General features: G+C 71.1%; 13 protein-coding genes. 11 read left to right on the top strand and 2 right to left on the bottom strand.

Annotation, left to right across the window (positions count from 1 at the left end; genetic code table 11):
- The first annotated feature begins 152 nt into the window (after positions 1 to 152).
- Positions 153 to 923, top strand: coding sequence for an LPXTG cell wall anchor domain-containing protein (locus ACZ60E_RS43375; RefSeq protein WP_453796060.1), 771 nt, complete (start codon positions 153 to 155; stop codon positions 921 to 923).
- A gap of 149 nt (positions 924 to 1,072) precedes the next feature.
- A complete protein-coding gene (locus ACZ60E_RS43370) occupies positions 1,073 to 2,473 on the top strand; it encodes an FAD-binding oxidoreductase (protein ID WP_469447860.1) in 1,401 nt (466 codons plus the stop codon).
- Here the strand turns inward: ACZ60E_RS43370 and ACZ60E_RS43365 are convergent.
- A complete protein-coding gene (locus ACZ60E_RS43365; protein WP_384813807.1) occupies positions 2,457 to 3,038 on the bottom strand; it encodes a biotin transporter BioY in 582 nt (193 codons plus the stop codon). The genes ACZ60E_RS43370 and ACZ60E_RS43365 overlap by 17 nt on opposite strands.
- Before the next feature lie 526 nt (positions 3,039 to 3,564).
- On the opposite strand from ACZ60E_RS43365, the gene ACZ60E_RS43360 reads away from it, so the two are divergent.
- The 8 genes from ACZ60E_RS43360 to ACZ60E_RS43325 all read left to right on the top strand — a co-directional run bounded on the left by ACZ60E_RS43360 (position 3,565) and on the right by ACZ60E_RS43325 (position 12,142).
- The gene (locus tag ACZ60E_RS43360; protein ID WP_469447858.1) at positions 3,565 to 4,806 is read left to right on the top strand and encodes an ROK family protein; all 1,242 of its coding nucleotides are present in this window, start codon (positions 3,565 to 3,567) and stop codon (positions 4,804 to 4,806) included.
- A gap of 333 nt (positions 4,807 to 5,139) precedes the next feature.
- The gene (locus ACZ60E_RS43355; protein WP_469447856.1) at positions 5,140 to 6,207 is read left to right on the top strand and encodes an ABC transporter substrate-binding protein; all 1,068 of its coding nucleotides are present in this window, start codon (positions 5,140 to 5,142) and stop codon (positions 6,205 to 6,207) included.
- Positions 6,204 to 7,145, top strand: coding sequence for an ABC transporter permease (locus ACZ60E_RS43350; RefSeq protein ID WP_469447854.1), 942 nt, complete (start codon positions 6,204 to 6,206; stop codon positions 7,143 to 7,145). The genes ACZ60E_RS43355 and ACZ60E_RS43350 overlap by 4 nt, the downstream gene beginning before the upstream one ends.
- Complete coding sequence (locus ACZ60E_RS43345) at positions 7,121 to 7,936, top strand: ABC transporter ATP-binding protein (protein ID WP_469447852.1); 816 nt, start codon at positions 7,121 to 7,123, stop codon at positions 7,934 to 7,936. The genes ACZ60E_RS43350 and ACZ60E_RS43345 overlap by 25 nt, the downstream gene beginning before the upstream one ends.
- Positions 7,933 to 9,291: an LLM class flavin-dependent oxidoreductase gene (locus ACZ60E_RS43340; RefSeq protein ID WP_469447850.1), complete on the top strand. Its 1,359-nt coding sequence runs from the start codon at positions 7,933 to 7,935 to the stop codon at positions 9,289 to 9,291. The genes ACZ60E_RS43345 and ACZ60E_RS43340 overlap by 4 nt, the downstream gene beginning before the upstream one ends.
- Before the next feature lie 19 nt (positions 9,292 to 9,310).
- On the top strand, positions 9,311 to 10,207 hold the full coding sequence (locus ACZ60E_RS43335) for a TauD/TfdA dioxygenase family protein (protein ID WP_469447848.1): 897 nt from the start codon (positions 9,311 to 9,313) through the stop codon (positions 10,205 to 10,207).
- 128 nt (positions 10,208 to 10,335) lie between these two features.
- Positions 10,336 to 11,730 (top strand): amino acid permease, encoded by a 1,395-nt coding sequence (locus ACZ60E_RS43330; protein ID WP_469447846.1) that lies wholly within the window; start codon positions 10,336 to 10,338, stop codon positions 11,728 to 11,730.
- Positions 11,731 to 11,989: 259 nt separating this feature from the next.
- Positions 11,990 to 12,142, top strand: a complete 153-nt coding sequence (locus tag ACZ60E_RS43325; protein WP_469447844.1) for a hypothetical protein — start codon at positions 11,990 to 11,992, stop codon at positions 12,140 to 12,142.
- Between the two features lie 12 nt (positions 12,143 to 12,154).
- On the opposite strand, the gene ACZ60E_RS43320 is transcribed toward ACZ60E_RS43325, so the two are convergent.
- Positions 12,155 to 12,811: a mycothiol-dependent nitroreductase Rv2466c family protein gene (locus ACZ60E_RS43320; protein ID WP_384813830.1), complete on the bottom strand. Its 657-nt coding sequence runs from the start codon at positions 12,809 to 12,811 to the stop codon at positions 12,155 to 12,157.
- Between the two features lie 176 nt (positions 12,812 to 12,987).
- On the opposite strand from ACZ60E_RS43320, the gene pepN reads away from it, so the two are divergent.
- Complete coding sequence (gene pepN, locus ACZ60E_RS43315; RefSeq protein WP_469447841.1) at positions 12,988 to 15,591, top strand: aminopeptidase N; 2,604 nt, start codon at positions 12,988 to 12,990, stop codon at positions 15,589 to 15,591.
- Positions 15,592 to 15,608 lie beyond the last annotated feature (17 nt).

Genomic DNA, 15,608 nt, shown 5'->3' with positions numbered 1-15,608 from the left:
ATGCCCCCCTTCAACACCCGCCACAGAAGAACCGCAAAGAAGCACAATGGCCACAACTTTGTGCCGCACCAGCATAGTGCGGAGAAATCTTGTGGTACCTCTTCAAGTACTGCGAATTCAGGCGCAGTCACGGGGTTACAAGGGGGACGAACATGAGTTCTCGTCGTAGGACGATCGCCACAGGATCGCTGCTCACCGCATCTTTCTCGGCGGTGATGATCCTTTCCTTCTCCGCCGGGGCGGACGATCCGGGACCGATGAGCGACAAAGGGGGAAAGGCCGTTGACGAAGCCCCCACGGGTGTCAAGCTGACGACCTCTCTGCCCGAGAAGATCAGCGTCGACAACGGTTCGCAGAAGACGGCGATCACCGCCACGGTGAAGAACGGGGGAACAAAGGACAGCGGTGCGATTCGACTGCTCGTGGTCGGTTTTGACGGCCTCTCGGTCAAGAGCGTCAAGGGTTGTTCGGAAATCGCCGAGAAGGATCTTCCCGAGGGATCGAACAGCGGCTTCGCCTGCGCCATCGACGGTCTGGCCGCCGGCAAGTCGACGTCGTACGCGGTGGACGCGACGTTCGATCTGAAGAAGGAGGGCAAGATCTGCCTGCCCGTCCAGGACGCCGACGGCAAGAAGACGTTCTGGCAGCAGGGCCCGGTCCCGTTCGGCGCCAACAACCCCTCGCCGAACGCTCCGGCGACACCTCTCCTGCTCGGCACCGACAACAGCCCCGTCACCCCGGGCGGCGACAAGCCCGGTGACTCCGGGGACACGTCGGGCGACAAGTCCGGTGGCAAGGAACTGCCCAGGACCGGTCCGGCCGAGCAGATGCTGCCGCTCGGGGCGGCGGGTGCCGCGCTCATCTCCGCGGGAGTGGCGGGTCTGTGGTGGACACAGCGGCGCGAGGGACGGAGCGAGTCCTGACGAAGGCGGGGCAACGGGGTCGCGGGGCCGCGGGGCCGCGGGGCCGCGGGAAATGTTGACGGTGGGTGTCAGGTAATCCCGTCAGCATGACGTCCGTCAGCGAACCGGCAGCGCTTCGAGTGCGCTTCGACCGCGAAGGACGTCCCCCCGTGAGTCTGCAGGACTTCATCAGCCCCGGCCGTACCGTCCTCGTGCCCGGTGACCCCGGGTACGAGGACGAACTGGACGGTTTCCAGACCGGGTTCACGCTGCGGCCCGACGCCGTGTTCGCCGCCCGGTCCGCCGAGGACGTGGTCGCCGCGGTGACGTACGCGGCGGCCGAGGGGCTGCCGGTCGGTGTCCAGGCCACCGGGCACGGGCTGCCCGGCGACGCCGAGGGCGGGGTGCTCATCACGACGCGCCGGATGGACGCGGTGACGGTCGACGCGCGGGCGCGCACGGTCCGGGTGCGGGCGGGGGTCACCTGGCGGCAGGTGGTCGAGGCGGCCGAACCGTACGGGCTCGCGCCGCTGAACGGCTCCGCGCCCGGCGTCGGCGCCGTCGCGTACACGTTGGGCGGCGGACTCGGCATCCTGGCGAGGGAGTTCGGGTACGCGGCCGACCACGTCCGCTCCCTGGACGTCGTCACGGCGGACGGACGCCTCCGGCACGTCAGCGCCGACAGTGCCGAACCCTCCGACGGCGGCGACCTCTTCTGGGGGCTGCTCGGCGGCGGGGCGAACCTGGGGGTGGTGACCGAACTGGAGATCGGCCTCGTACCGGTGGCACGGCTGTACGGCGGGTCGCTCGCCTTCGACGGGCGCGCGGTGGATCCGGTGGCGGCGCTGCGTACGTACGAGCGCTGGACGGCGACCGTCCCGGACGGTCTGACCTCGTCGTTCGCGGCCGTGCCCTACCCGGACGTGCCCGCGCTGCCGCCGCACCTGCGCGGGCGGTACGTGCTCTCCGTGCGCGTCGCGTACACCGGCGCCGCCGCCGACGGCGAGCGGCTCGTCGCCCCGCTGCGCGGGATCGGCCCGGTGCTCGCCGACTCGCTGCGCGAGATGCCGTACGCCGAGAGCCACACGATCCACTCCGATCCGGACTTCCCCCACGCGTACTACGGGGACAGCGCGGTGCTCGGCGCCCTGGACGAGGACGCCGTGGACGCCGTGGGCGAACTCCTCGCGCTGACCGGCCCGGACGCGCCCTCGATGTACGTCGTCCAGGTCAACCACCTGGGCGGCGCGCTGGCCCGGCCGCGGCCGAACGCCGTACCGCATCGCGAAGGCCACTTCCTCGTACGGGTCCTCGGGGGCGTCGACGGTCCGGCCCGGGAACTGCTGCACCGGGCCCTCGCGACGGTCGAGCCGTGGACGATCGGGCGGGCACTGAACTTCGCGTACGGAGCGGGTGGAACGGAGGGAACGGGTGGGGAGGACGCTCGTGGGGCGCGGGGGCTGTACGACCCCCGGACGCGGAAAAGGCTCGCCGGACTGAAGTCGGCGTACGACCCGGCGAACCTCTTCCGCAGGAACTACGGCGTGGCGGCGGTCAGCTCTCGCGCCTGACGAGCTTCCAGACGGCCGGGAGCACGCCCATCGCCAGGGCGGCCTTGAGGGCGTCGCCGATGAGGAACGGGGTCAGGCCCGCCGCCACGGCCTGGGCGGTCGTCAGGTCTGCGACGACGGCCAGGTACGGGACGCCGATCGCGTAGATGATCGCCTCGCCCAGCAGCATCGCGCCCGCCATGCGGACCACCGAGCGGTCGGCGCCGCGGCGGGCGAGGGCGCCCACGGCGGTTGCGGCGAGCAGCATGCCGAGGATGTAGCCGAAGGAGGCGGTGGCGCCGGAGGAACCCTCGGCGAACCACGGCAGACCGGCGAGGCCGAGCAGCGCGTACAGGGCGAGGGAGGCGAGGCCGCGGCCGGCGCCGAGCGCCGTGCCGACGAGGAGTGCGGCGAAGGTCTGGCCGGTGACCGGGACCGGGGAGCCGGGGACCGGGACCGCGATCTGGGCGGCGAGGCCGGTGAGTGCGGCGCCGCCCGCCACGAGTGCGATGTCCCTGACGCGGGAGGCGGGGAGGAGGTCTGCGAGGACCTGGCGCGGGGTTGTCTGGGCGACGGCGGTGGTCATCGGGGCTCCGGCGGGGGGTGTGGGCGGGGGTCGTTCGTGACGCTATCCCAGGGGGGTCGCGTCGATCTCCGTCAGTGGTCGACAACGGGGTCGGCGGGGGTTGGTGCACCTTCGACAAAGGGTGGGCCGTACACGCCTGGGGGCGTGATGCTGGTCACGGAGGGGGTGTGATCGCCGCCCCTACCCTCCCGTCACCGCATGGGGGCTGCGCCCCCAGGTTCTTGGGGGCGCGGGGAACTGCGCAATCTTTTGGGCCCGCCCCCGCCGGCCCGCAGGCCAGGTCCTCCAGCGAGGGTTCGGGGGCCGGCCCCCGAGGCGGTGACGCCCTGGCTCGGTGGGGGCGTAGCGCCTACCCTCGTCGCATGGTCCCCCAAGCCGAGAACTTCGCGTCGCGTCGATACGTCGACCTGCGCCGCCAGGGCACGGCCACCTGTCGCCACCCCTGAGGCGGGCGCGGAGGGATTCCGGCCCGCCTGGACGAGACAGACGTCGGCGCAGTGTCGGACCCTCCCCGAGGAAGTTCTCCATGCCCAGTTCCTCCCTCGCACCCGTACGTCCGGGCGCAGTCGACAGCGACCGGCGCAGGACCAGCGCCAGCGCGGTCCTGCGGTCGGTCCTGGACCACGGCCCGGTGGCCCGCAGCACCGTGGCCCGGCTGACCGGCCTCTCCCCGGCCTCGGTCACCGGCCACTGCGCCCGGCTCACCTCGCTCGGCCTGATCCGGGAGGCACCCGGACCGCGCCGGTCGAACGGGGTCGGCCGCCCCCACGTACCGGTCGACCTGGACGGCTCCCGGTTCGTCGTGGGCGGCGTGCACGTGGCGGTGCCGTACACCACGGTCGCCCTGCTGGACCTGCGCGGCCGGGTCGTCGCCGAGCGCCGGCTGAGTCATGACGGCACCACCCCCGAACCGGCCCGGGTCCTCGCGAACGCCGCCGCCGGGCTGCGGGCCCTGCTGACGGACGCCCGGGGCCGTACCCCTCTCGCCGTGGGCTTCGCGGCCGGCGGGTGGGTGGACCGGGACTCCGGGACCGTCGTGGAGCATCCGCTGCTCGGCTGGCGGGACGTGCCCGTGCGGGAGGTGATCCACGCGTACACCGGTCTGCCGGTCCATGTGGACGGCCACGCGCGGGCGCTGGTCAACGGGGAGCGGCTGTTCGGGGCCGTGGCGCGTGAAGGGCTGAGCCTGCTGCACCTGTTCGCGGGCAACGTCGTGGACGCCGCGTTCGCCACTCACGACGAGGTCCATCACGGTCCCCGTTCCCAGGCGGGATCGATCGCCCATCTGCCGCTCGCGGGCGGCACGGAACGCTGCGACTGCGGCCGGACCGGCTGCCTGCAGGCGGAGTTGAGCGAGCGGACCCTGTGCCGGCGGGCCCGGGAGGCGGGGGTCATCCGCAGCGCGAACCCCATGCACGTGCTGGCCGCCGCGGCGGGCGGCGACACGGACGCCGTACGTCTGCTGCTGCACCGCTCGCGGATGACGGGGCGGGCCGTGGGGCTGCTGCTCGACGTGCTCAACCCGGACACGGTCGTCGTCACCGAGGTGGGCGCCATCCACCGGGAGGACTGCCTCGCCGCGCTGCGCGAGGAGGTCGGGCCCGGCCGGGCGGCGGCCGTCGCGCCGACCAGTTTCCCGGATTCGGTGCTGGCCGTCGCGGGCGGCTCGGTGGCCCTGGACGTGCTCTACCGGGATCCGCTCGCCGTGTCCCCGGGCAGGCTCCGGGCCTCTTCGGTCTCCTCGGCCTCTTCACCGGGACCTATTTAATTCAGAAAATCCGAATGTTGACAGGCGTCGCACCAGGCCAGGAGCATCATGTCCATGAGCTGCCGCACCTTCTGTTGTTGACCCGCCCGAGCGTGGACACACCGAAGCGTTGACACGTCGACGCGCTGACGATCCGTTCCGTCGGCGTCCGTTCGCGTCCGTCCGTCGCCCTCCCGCCGCGTACCGCGCGTGTGTGTCGTCCCGCTCCTGCGCACCTCTCCTCCGCGTGTCCCACCCTCCCCGGCCGCACCCCGCCGGGTTCTTCGCGCACCCTCCCGCCGTCCGCCGCAGCACGGCCCCGTGCACCGCCCCATGAATTCAGGGAGTCCTCCCATGCCACCTCTGTCCGCGTCCGGAGTCGACCGGCGGCTCTTCCTCTCCTCCCTGCTCGGCGCCGCCGCCGCTGCCGGGCTCAGCGGTTGCGCGGGCAGCAGGGCCGCCGACACCGGCGCCAAGGGGGCGGCGACCGCCCCGCCGGCCGACAAGGTCCCCTCGGGTACGAGCCTCAAGATCTCCTCCTACCAGGGCGTCCAGCAGCTTCAGTTCAAGCTCGCGGGGCTGACCGACCTGCCGTTCGAGGTGTCCTCCTGGGCGAACATCGGCGCCGGTCCCGACGTCATCAACGCCTTCCGCTCCAAGTCCCAGGACGTCGCCAACAACGCGGGCATCCCGCCCATCCAGGCGCACTACCAGGGCTACGACGCGAAGATCGTCGCGATCAACATCACCCGCAAGCCCAACTACCTCTTCGCCACCAGGCCCGGCAGCGACATCGAGTCCGTGAAGGACTTCAAGGGGAAGAAGCTGGCCTTCTCGCAGGGCCAGGCCCAGGGAGTCGTCCTGCTGCGGGCGCTCAAGCAGGCCGGGCTGGCGTACGACGACGTGGATCTGGTGCCGCTGACCAGCAACCAGTTCCTCACCGCGCTCCAGGCGGGCCAGGTGGACATCGCCCCGCTCGCCAACAGCCAGTCGCCCGCCTACCTCAAGCAGTACGGGTCCAAGGGCGCCCACACCCTCCCCACCGACGTCGTGGACCTCCTCAGCCTGCTGTGGGCGCCCACCTCCGTGCTGGCCGACAGGGCGAAGGCCGCCGCGGTCGCCGCGTACATCCCGCGGTGGGCCAAGGGCCAGGTGTGGGCGTACGAGCACCCCGACGACTGGAACAGGGAGTTCTACGTCAAGACGCAGAATCTCAGCCTCGCGCAGGCGGAGGCGATCACCGAGCTGGCCAACAAGCCGCTGTTCCCGCCGAGTTGGGACGAGGCCGTGAAGTGGGAGCAGGAGACCGCGGACCTGCTGGCCGAGGGCGGCTTCGTGAAGGGGTTCGAGGTCGACTCGCTCTTCGACCGCCGCTTCGAGGGCATCGCGGCGAAAGCCGTCTCCGCCGAGTACCGGAAGTGAGTGCGATGACCACCAGCACCGCGGCCACCGCGGCCACTGCCGCCACCACGACCGCCGCGACCTCCGTGTCCGAGAGCGGCGAGACCGGCGAGAGCGTGGCGGCCGGCGAGGTCTCCGGAGGCACCGAGGCCGCCGTCCCCGCACGGCGGACCGCCGGGCGGCGCCGCGCCCTCTCCCCCGGCAAGCGGCTGCCCGCCTCCCGCCTCATCGGGCCCGTCCTGTTCTTCGCGCTCTGGGCCGCCGCCTCCGCCGCCGGGCAGCTGGACACCAACGCGATCCCCGCGCCCTGGACGGTCCTGAAGACCGCGGGTCAGCTGTGGAGCGACGGCACGCTCTCCACCGACATCCTCACCTCGCTGCAGCGCGCCGGAACCGGGTTCGCCCTCGGGCTGACCGCGGGGGTGGTCCTCGCGCTGACGGCCGGGCTCAGCCGGGTCGGCGAGGCGCTGATCGACGGGACGGTCCAGCTCAACCGGGCGATACCGACCCTGGGTCTGATCCCGCTGTTCATCCTGTGGCTGGGCATCGGCGAGACCTTCAAGATCGCGATCATCGCCATCGTCGTCTACATCCCGATCTATCTGAACCTGTACTCCGCGCTGTCCGGCATCGACCACCGGTTCGTCGAACTCGCCGAGGTGCAGGGGCTGTCGAGGCTCCGGTTCATCCGGGAGATCGTCGTTCCCGGCGCGCTGCCCGGGTTCTTCGTGGGACTCCGGCTCGGCGTCACCGGCTCCTGGCTCGGGCTGGTGGTGCTGGAGCAGATCAACGCCACCAGCGGCCTCGGCTACCTGATGTTCCAGGCCCAGAACTACGGCCAGACGGATGTGATCCTCGTCGGCCTGCTCATCTACGGGATCTTCGGCCTGGTCTCCGACAGCGCGGTCCGCCTCATCGAACGGAGGGTGCTGTCATGGCGACGCACACTGAACAGCTGACGTCCAGGCCCGCCCCCACCGCTCCGGCGGCTCCGGCCGTCCGGCTCAGGGGTCTCACCCGCTCCTTCGACGGGCGGATCGTCCTCGACGACGTGGACCTGGACCTGCCGGCCGGGCAGCTCACGGCCCTGCTGGGGCACAGCGGCTCCGGCAAGAGCACCCTGCTGCGCGCCATCGCGGGACTCGACCACGAGGTCGCCGGCAGGGGTGAACTGACCGCCCCGGACCGGGTGTCCGTAGTCTTCCAGGACTCCCGGCTGCTGCCCTGGCGCCGCGTCCTCGACAACGTCCTGCTCGGCACCGACGGCAAGGAGGCGGCGGAGCGGGGCCGCGCCGCGCTCGCCGAGGTGGGTCTCGCGGGACGCGAACGGGCCTGGCCCAACGAGCTGTCCGGCGGCGAGGCCCAGCGTGCCGCCCTGGCCCGCTCCCTGGTCCGGGACCCCGAACTCCTGCTGGCCGACGAACCGTTCGGCGCCCTGGACGCGCTCACCCGGATCAAGATGCACGGGCTGCTGCGCGAGCTGTGGGAGCGCCACCGGCCCTCCGTGCTCCTCGTCACGCACGACGTGGACGAGGCGATCGTGCTCGCCGACCGGGTGCTCGTCCTCGACGAGGGCCGCATCGGCCTCGACCTGACCATCGACCGCGCGCATCCGCGCTCGTACCGCGATCCGCTGCTCGGCGAGTACCGCGAGCGGCTGCTCGCCGCGCTCGGCGTGACGGAGGACCACGCGGGCCGGGAGAACCAGAAGAACCAGGAACACAAGGAGAAACAGGAGACCCACCAGTGACCCGGCGTCGGCTGCACCTCAATGCCTTCCTCATGAACACCGGCCACCACGAGGCCTCCTGGCGGCTCCCGGAGAGCGATCCGTACGCCCATGTGGAGCTGGACCACTACGTCCGGCTGGCGCGTACCGCCGAGCGCGGCACCTTCGACTCGCTCTTCCTCGCCGACGGGCCGCAGCTGTGGAGCAATCTCGCGCAGCGGCCGGCCGGCGCCCTGGAACCGCTCACCCTGCTCACCGCGCTGGCGACGGCCACCGAGCACATCGGTCTGATCGCCACCGCCTCCACGTCGTACAACTCGCCCTACAACCTGGCCCGCAAGTTCGCCTCGCTGGACATCATCAGCGGGGGCCGGGCGGGCTGGAACATCGTCACGACGGCCGGTGCCGAGGCCGCCCGCAACTTCGGCCTGGACGCGGAGCCCGCGCACGCCGAGCGGTACGCCCGTGCCGCCGAGTTCCTCGATGTGGCGCTCAAGCTCTGGGACAGCTGGGAGGACGACGCGATCGTCGCCGACAAGGCGGCCGGTGTCTGGGGCGACGACTCGAAGATCCATCCGCCCCGGCACCGGGGGAAGTACTTCGGCGTCGAGGGCGCCCTCAACGTGCCGCGCTCCCCGCAGGGTTATCCGCTGCTGGTCCAGGCGGGCTCGTCGAAGGACGGCAAGGCGTTCGCGGCCCGGTACGCGGAGGCGGTGTTCACCGCGCAGCAGACCCTGGAGGACGCGCAGGACTTCTACGCCGACCTCAAGTCCCGCACGGCGGCGGCCGGCCGCGCCCCCGACCACATCAAGGTGCTGCCCGGCATCGTCCCGGTGATCGGCTCCACGGAGGCGGAGGCACGCGCGAACGAGCAGGTGCTGGAGGACCACATCGTGTACACGCACGGTGTGGACCGGCTGGAGGGCCTGCTGCACCTGCCGCCCGGAACGCTGGAGTTGGACGGCCGGCTCCCTGCCGACCTGCCGCCCGAGAGTTCCATCGAGGGCGCCAGGAGCCGCTACACGCTCGTCGTGGAACTCGCCCGGCGCGAGCGCCTCACCGTGCGGCAGCTGATCGGCCGGCTCGGCGGCGGGCGCGGACACCTCACCTTCACCGGGACGCCCGAGCAGGTCGCCGACACCGTCGAGGAGTGGTTCACGCTCGGCGCCGCCGACGGCTTCAACATCATGCCCGCGGTCCTGCCGTCCGGCCTCGAAGCGTTCGTCGACCATGTCGTCCCGCTCCTGCGCGCCCGCGGCCTGCTGCGCGAGGAGTACGGCCCGCGCCGGACGCTGCGCGGGAGATACGGCCTCCCCCGACCCGCCAACCAGCACGTCTCCCCTGCATCCGGCTCCCCGGTGCCGGCCCGCGTCTGAACACCCGAGAGGACCCTCCATGCCCGACATCGAGATCCAGAAGGTCACCGCGAGGATCGGCGCGCGGATATCCGGCGTCGACATCGCCAAGCCCCTCCACGAGGAGACCGTCACCGCCCTGCGCGGCGCCCTCGACGAGCACAAGGCGCTGGTCTTCGACGACGTCGACCTGGACGACGAGGGCCAGCAGGCCTTCGCCCGGCACTTCGGCGACCTCACCACCGCCCATCCGACCGTGCCCGCCGTTCAGGGCGCCCCGAACGTGCTGCCCGTCGACAGCGAGCGCGGCCGGGCCGCCAACCACTGGCACACCGACGTCACGTTCGTCCTGAATCCGCCGCAGGCCAGCACCCTGCGCAGCATCACGCTCCCGCCGTACGGGGGCGAGACGCTGATCGCCAGTTCGGCCGCCGCCTACCGTGATCTGCCCGGGCCGCTGCGCCGCCTCGCGGACACCCTGTGGGCCGAACACACCAACGACTACGACTACGCGGTGCCGGACGAGGAGATCGACGCGGCGCACGCCGCCCAGCGGGCCCAGTTCACGTCCATCCAGTTCCGCACCGCCCACCCCGTGGTCCGGGTCCATCCGCTGACCGGTGAGCGCGGGCTGTTCATCGGCGGCTTCGCCCAGCGGATCGTGGGGCTGTCGGTGGGCGAGTCCCGCAAGATCCTCGACCTGCTCCAGGCCTATGTCGTACGGCCCGAGAACATCCTGCGCCACCGCTGGTCGCCGAACCAGCTGGTGCTGTTCGACAACCGGATCACCCAGCACTACGCCATCGACAACTACGACGGTCTGCCGCGCCGCCTGAACCGGGTGACGGTCGCCGGTGACGTGCCGGTCGGCATCGAGGGCAAGGAGAGCCACTCGATCGCGGGCGACGCCTCGCACTACACCCCGGTCGCCGCGTAGCCGGGACATCACCCCAGGTGGCGGGCGTGTCCGGATGGTGGACGGCTCCTTCGCGCGAGCGGAGGGGCCGCCCAGACTGTGGGCGTTTTTGCCCGGTCGCAGTCGCACGCAAGGGACCACCCCCACTCATGTCCCGTACCACTCAGGACGTCGCACCCCCCACCGACGCCTCCCTCACGCACGGCCTCAAGCAGCGCCATCTGTCGATGATCGCCCTCGGCGGGGTGATCGGCGCGGGTCTGTTCGTCGGCTCCGGCGCGGGCATCGCCGCCGCGGGCCCGTCGATCGTCGTCGCGTACGCCGTCTCCGGTCTCCTCGTCATGCTGGTGATGCGGATGCTGGGCGAGATGTCGGCCGCGTATCCGTCGTCGGGCTCCTTCTCCGCGCACGCCGAGCGGGCCGTCGGGCCGTGGGCGGGGTTCACCGCGGGCTGGGCGTTCTGGGTGCTGCTGTGCACGGCCGTCGGCCTGGAGGGCATCGCCGCCGCGAAGATCATGACGGGCTGGCTGCCCGGTACGCCGGAGTGGGCGTGGGTGGCCCTGTTCATGGTCGTCTTCTGCGCCGCGAACCTCGCCGCCGTCAGGAACTTCGGCGAGTTCGAGTTCTGGTTCGCCGCGCTGAAGGTGGGCGCGATCGCCCTGTTCCTGGTCCTCGGCGTCCTGGCGATCACTGGCATCCTGCCCGGCACGGACTCCCCCGGCCTGACCCACCTCACCGGCGAGGGCGGCTTCCTGCCGAACGGCGGCGAGGGCCTCGTCATCGGCCTGCTCGCCTCGGTCTTCGCGTACGGCGGCCTGGAGACGGTGACGATCGCCGCGGCCGAGTCGCAGGACCCGGTCCGGGGCGTCGCGAGCGCCGTACGCACGGCGATGTGGCGCATCGCGCTCTTCTACATCGGTTCGATGGCCGTCATCGTGACGCTCGTCCCCTGGAACTCCGAGGCCGTCGTCGAGAAGGGCCCGTACGTCGCCACCCTCGACCACCTGGGCATCCCGGGAGCCGGGCCGCTCATGAACGTCGTCGTCCTCGTCGCCCTGCTGAGCGCGATGAACGCCAATGTGTACGGGGCCTCGCGCATCGCGTACTCGCTGGTGGAGCGGGGGCAGGGGCCGCGGGCGCTCGGGCGGGTCTCCGGCGGGGTGCCGCGGATCGCCGTGCTCGCCTCCTCGGTGTTCGGCTTCGGCTGTGTGCTGCTCAGCTACTGGCGGCCCGAGGACGTCTTCCCCTGGCTGCTGAACATGATCGGCGCGGTGATCCTGGTCGTCTGGATCTTCATCGCGGTCTCGCAGCTGCGGTTGCGGCGGCAGCTGGAGCGGGAGGCACCGGACCGGCTCGCCGTACGGATGTGGGCGTTCCCGGTGCTGACGTGGGTGGCGCTGGCGGGCATGCTGGCGATCTTCGTCCTGATGGCACGGGAGCCGGACACGCGGGTGCAGCTGTACGCGACGGGCGGGATGACGCTGTTCCTGGCGGCGGTCGGGTACGCCCGGCAGCGGGTGCGGACGGCACGCGCCGGGGTTTGACGAACACACCCCTCACCCCTCTTGCCGCTAGACCGTATTTGCAAGAGACTTGCAACAAGAGCCCGACCTCGTGATCGTCTTCTCACCTTTCACGCGGGCGGGTGAATGAAAGGAAGGCCCCCGCGAGGACGTGACTCGCGGGGGCCTTCCGGTATGCGGGGCTCCGGGTGATGGTTACGGGATGCCGACGACATTCCCCTGCTACACCTGTGGAACCGATGAGCCACACCGTCAGCCCAAGGACGACCGGGAACGGAAAGTGATCCGGAAGCTTGCCGGCAAGAAGAAGGACAACGCGTACGTGGACGACTATTGGATCTGCGTCACCAGCGACCGCGACTGCCGCAACATCCGGTACGCATACGACGACAAGCCCTTCGACCCTCCGCAGAAAATGCCGAACCCGGAGTGAGCACCTGCTACCTCACAGGTTGCTGAAGTCCGGGCCCTGCGTGCGCGTGCGCTTCAGCTCGTAGAAACCCTGCACCGAGGCGACGAGCAGCGTGCCGTCCCACAGCTTCGCGGCGTCCTCGCCCTTGGGGGCCGGGGTGACGACCGGGCCGAAGAAGGCGATCTGCTCGCCGTCGGCGCCGGGGACCGCGATGACGGGCGTGCCGACGTCCTGGCCGACCTTGTCGATGCCCTCCTTGTGGGAGGCGCGCAACTCGGCGTCGAACTCGAAGTCCTTCTGGTCCGCGTAGTCGATCAGGTCGGCGGGGAGGCCGACCTCGTCGAGCGCACCGGCGATCGCCTCCCGCGTCGGGCCCTGGCCGCCGTTGTGGATGCGGTTGCCGAGCGCGGTGTAGAGCGGGCCGAGGATGTCGGCGCCGTGCTTCTGCCAGGCCGCGGTCACCACGCGGACGCCCTCCCACGCGGTGGTGGTCATCATCTCGCGGTAGTGGTCGTTCAGCTCGTCGAGCCTCGGCTCGTTCAGGACCGCCAGGCTCATGATGTGCCAGCGGACCTCGATGTCCCGGACCTTCTCCACCTCCAGGACCCAGCGCGAGGTCATCCACGCCCACGGGCACAGCGGGTCGAACCAGAAGTCGACCGGAGTCTTGGCGGAAGTCTGCTCAGACATGCTTCTCCTCGTTGGGGGGACACCGGCGCCCGGCACTCTGTGACACCAGGCTCATGTTCAACGCGATCGGTCGCTCGTGCCATTCCCGGGTGCCCGGTGTCAGGTGCACATGGGAGGATCGGTCCTGTTCACGCGCATCCATCACGTACCCATGACGCCACGAGGGAGTGCCGCCCGTGCCCGGTGAGAATCTGTCCCGCGACGAGGCCCGCGAGCGGGCAGCACTGCTGTCCGTCGAGGAGTACGAGGTGTCCCTGGACCTGCGCTCCGCGGTGGGCGGGACCGACACCGAGCCGCGTACGTTCCGGTCGGTGACGACCATCCGGTTCCGCAGCGCGGAGCCGGGCGCCACGAGCTTCGCGGATCTGATCGCGCCGGGCGTCACGGCCGTCTCGCTGAACGGCAGGGACCTCGACCCGGGCGCGGTCTTCGACGGCTCGCGCATCCTCCTGGAGGACCTGGCCGAGGACAACGAACTGGTGGTCGACGCCCAGTGCGCGTACAGCCGCACGGGCGAGGGCATGCACCGCTTCGTCGACCCCGAGGACGGCGAGGTCTATCTCTACACGCAGTACGAGCCGGCCGACTCGCGCCGCGTCTTCGCCAACTTCGAGCAGCCCGACCTCAAGGCGCCCTTCCGCTTCGAGGTGCGGGCCCCCGAGGACTGGGTGGTGTGGAGCAACGGCGTCGGTGAACTGGCCGACGGCGTGTGGAAGTTCGCCGGCACCAAGCCCATCTCGACGTACATCACGGCCTTCGTCGCCGGTCCGTATCACTATGTGACCGACTCGTACGAGCGGGTCCTCGACGACGGCACGCGGCTGGAGATCCCGCTCGGCGCGCTCTGCCGCAAGGGCCTGGCCAGGCATTTCGACGCCGATGACGTCTTCCTGATCACCAAGCAGGGCCTCGACTTCTTCCACGACCACTTCGACTACCCGTACCCGTTCGGGAAGTACGACCAGGCGTTCGTGCCCGAGTACAACCTCGGCGCGATGGAGAACCCGGGCTGTGTGACCTTCCGCGAGGAGTTCATCTTCCGCGGCAACGTGACGCAGGCGTCGTACGAGCGCCGGGCGAACGTGATCCTGCACGAGATGGCCCACATGTGGTTCGGCGACCTGGTGACCATGGTGTGGTGGGACGACCTGTGGCTCAAGGAGTCCTTCGCCGACTTCATGGGCACGTTCTCGATGGTCGAGGCGACCCGCTTCACCAACGGCTGGGTCACCTTCGCCAACAACCGCAAGGCGTGGGCGTACCGCGCCGACCAGCTGCCCTCCACCCACCCGGTCACGGCCGACATCCGCGACCTGGAGGACGCCAAGCTCAACTTCGACGGGATCACGTACGCCAAGGGGGCGTCCGTCCTCAAGCAGCTGGTCGCCTACGCCGGACGGGACGCGTTCCTGGAGGGCGCCCGCCGCTACTTCAAGCGGCACGCGTACGGGAACACGCGCCTCGGTGACCTGCTGTCGGTCCTGGAGGAGACGAGCGGGCGGGACATGGCGGCCTGGTCACGGTCCTGGCTGCAGACCGCAGGCGTCAACTCCCTCACCCCGCAGGTGCTCCTTGACGCGGACGGCCGGGTCGGTGAGCTGACCGTCCTCCAGGAGGCCGCCGAGTCGCATCCCGAACTGCGGCCGCACCGGGTCGCGGTGGGCCTGTACCGGCGGGAGGGCGCGGACGGGTCGGGCGACGGCTCGGGCGGCGGTTCGCTCGTGCGGTACGCGCGCGCCGAGGTCGACGTCGACGGGCCGCGCACGGTCGTCGGTGAGCTGGCCGGGGCCGACGCCCCCGAGCTGGTCCTCGTCAACGACGACGACCTCACGTACTGCAAGATCCGCTTCGACGAGGGGTCGCTGGACACGCTGCGGGCCCATCTCGGTGACCTCACCGACCCGCTCGCCCGTGCCCTGTGCTGGTCGGCGCTGTGGAACCTGACCCGTGACGCGCTCATGCCCGCGCGGGACTTCGTCGACCTCGTGCTGCGCTTCGCGGGCCGCGAGTCGGACATCGGTGTGCTCCAGACGCTCCACGCGTGGGCGAACTCCGCGCTCACCTTCTACGTGGCGCCCGAATGGCGGGCCACCGGCGGGCGGCTGCTCGCCGAGGGCGCGCTGCGGGAGCTGCGGGCCGCCGGGCCCGGCAGCCAGCACCAGCTGACGTGGGCGCGGTTCCTCGCGGCGGTCGCCTCCGGCGAGGACGATCTGCGGCTGCTGCGGGAGCTGTTGGACGGGACGGCGAAGATCGACGGGCTCGAGGTGGACCAGGAACTGCGGTGGGCGTTCCTCGAACCGCTCGCCGCGCACGGGGTCGCGGACGAGTCCGTGCTCGCCGCGGAGCTGGCCCGCGACGACACCGCGTCCGGGAAGCGGCATCAGGTGCGGTGCCTGGCCGCCCGGCCGTCCGCGGCGGTCAAGGCGCAGGCGTGGGCCGCCGTGGTGGAGTCGGACTCGCTGTCCAACGCGCTGGTGGAGGCGACGATCGGGGGGTTCGCGCAGGCGTCCCATCGGGAGCTGACCGCTTCCTACGCGTCGAAGTACTTCGACGCGATCGAGCGGGTGTGGGCGGAGCGGTCGATCCAGATCGGGATGGATGTGGTGCGGGGGTTGTTCCCCTCGCTGCAGGACTCTGCCGAGACCTTGGCGGCTGCCGATGCGTGGCTTGCCTCCCGTGGGGAGGCTGCGCCTGCGCTTCGGCGGTTGGTGCTTGAGGCTCGGGACGATCTGGGGCGTGCGTTGCGGGGGCAGGCTTGTGATGGGGCTGCCGCGGGGTGAGTCGTCGGGTGCGGGTG

It is taken from the genome of Streptomyces sp. NPDC102514 (assembly GCF_055584525.1).
Note: the sequence above shows the minus strand (reverse complement) of the source record. Positions and strands in the feature narration are given on the sequence as shown.

Excerpts from the sequence above, each read along its gene's own strand:
- ACZ60E_RS43360 (WP_469447858.1), top strand. The coding sequence starts at position 3,565 with ATGCCCAGTTCCTCCCTCGCACCCGTACGTCCGGGCGCAGTCGACAGC.
- ACZ60E_RS43335 (WP_469447848.1), top strand. The coding sequence starts at position 9,311 with ATGCCCGACATCGAGATCCAGAAGGTCACCGCGAGGATCGGCGCGCGG.
- ACZ60E_RS43375 (WP_453796060.1), top strand. The coding sequence starts at position 153 with ATGAGTTCTCGTCGTAGGACGATCGCCACAGGATCGCTGCTCACCGCA.
- ACZ60E_RS43330 (WP_469447846.1), top strand. The coding sequence starts at position 10,336 with ATGTCCCGTACCACTCAGGACGTCGCACCCCCCACCGACGCCTCCCTC.
- ACZ60E_RS43345 (WP_469447852.1), top strand. The coding sequence starts at position 7,121 with ATGGCGACGCACACTGAACAGCTGACGTCCAGGCCCGCCCCCACCGCT.
- ACZ60E_RS43355 (WP_469447856.1), top strand. The coding sequence starts at position 5,140 with ATGCCACCTCTGTCCGCGTCCGGAGTCGACCGGCGGCTCTTCCTCTCC.
- ACZ60E_RS43320 (WP_384813830.1), bottom strand. The coding sequence starts at position 12,811 with ATGTCTGAGCAGACTTCCGCCAAGACTCCGGTCGACTTCTGGTTCGAC.
- ACZ60E_RS43365 (WP_384813807.1), bottom strand. The coding sequence starts at position 3,038 with ATGACCACCGCCGTCGCCCAGACAACCCCGCGCCAGGTCCTCGCAGAC.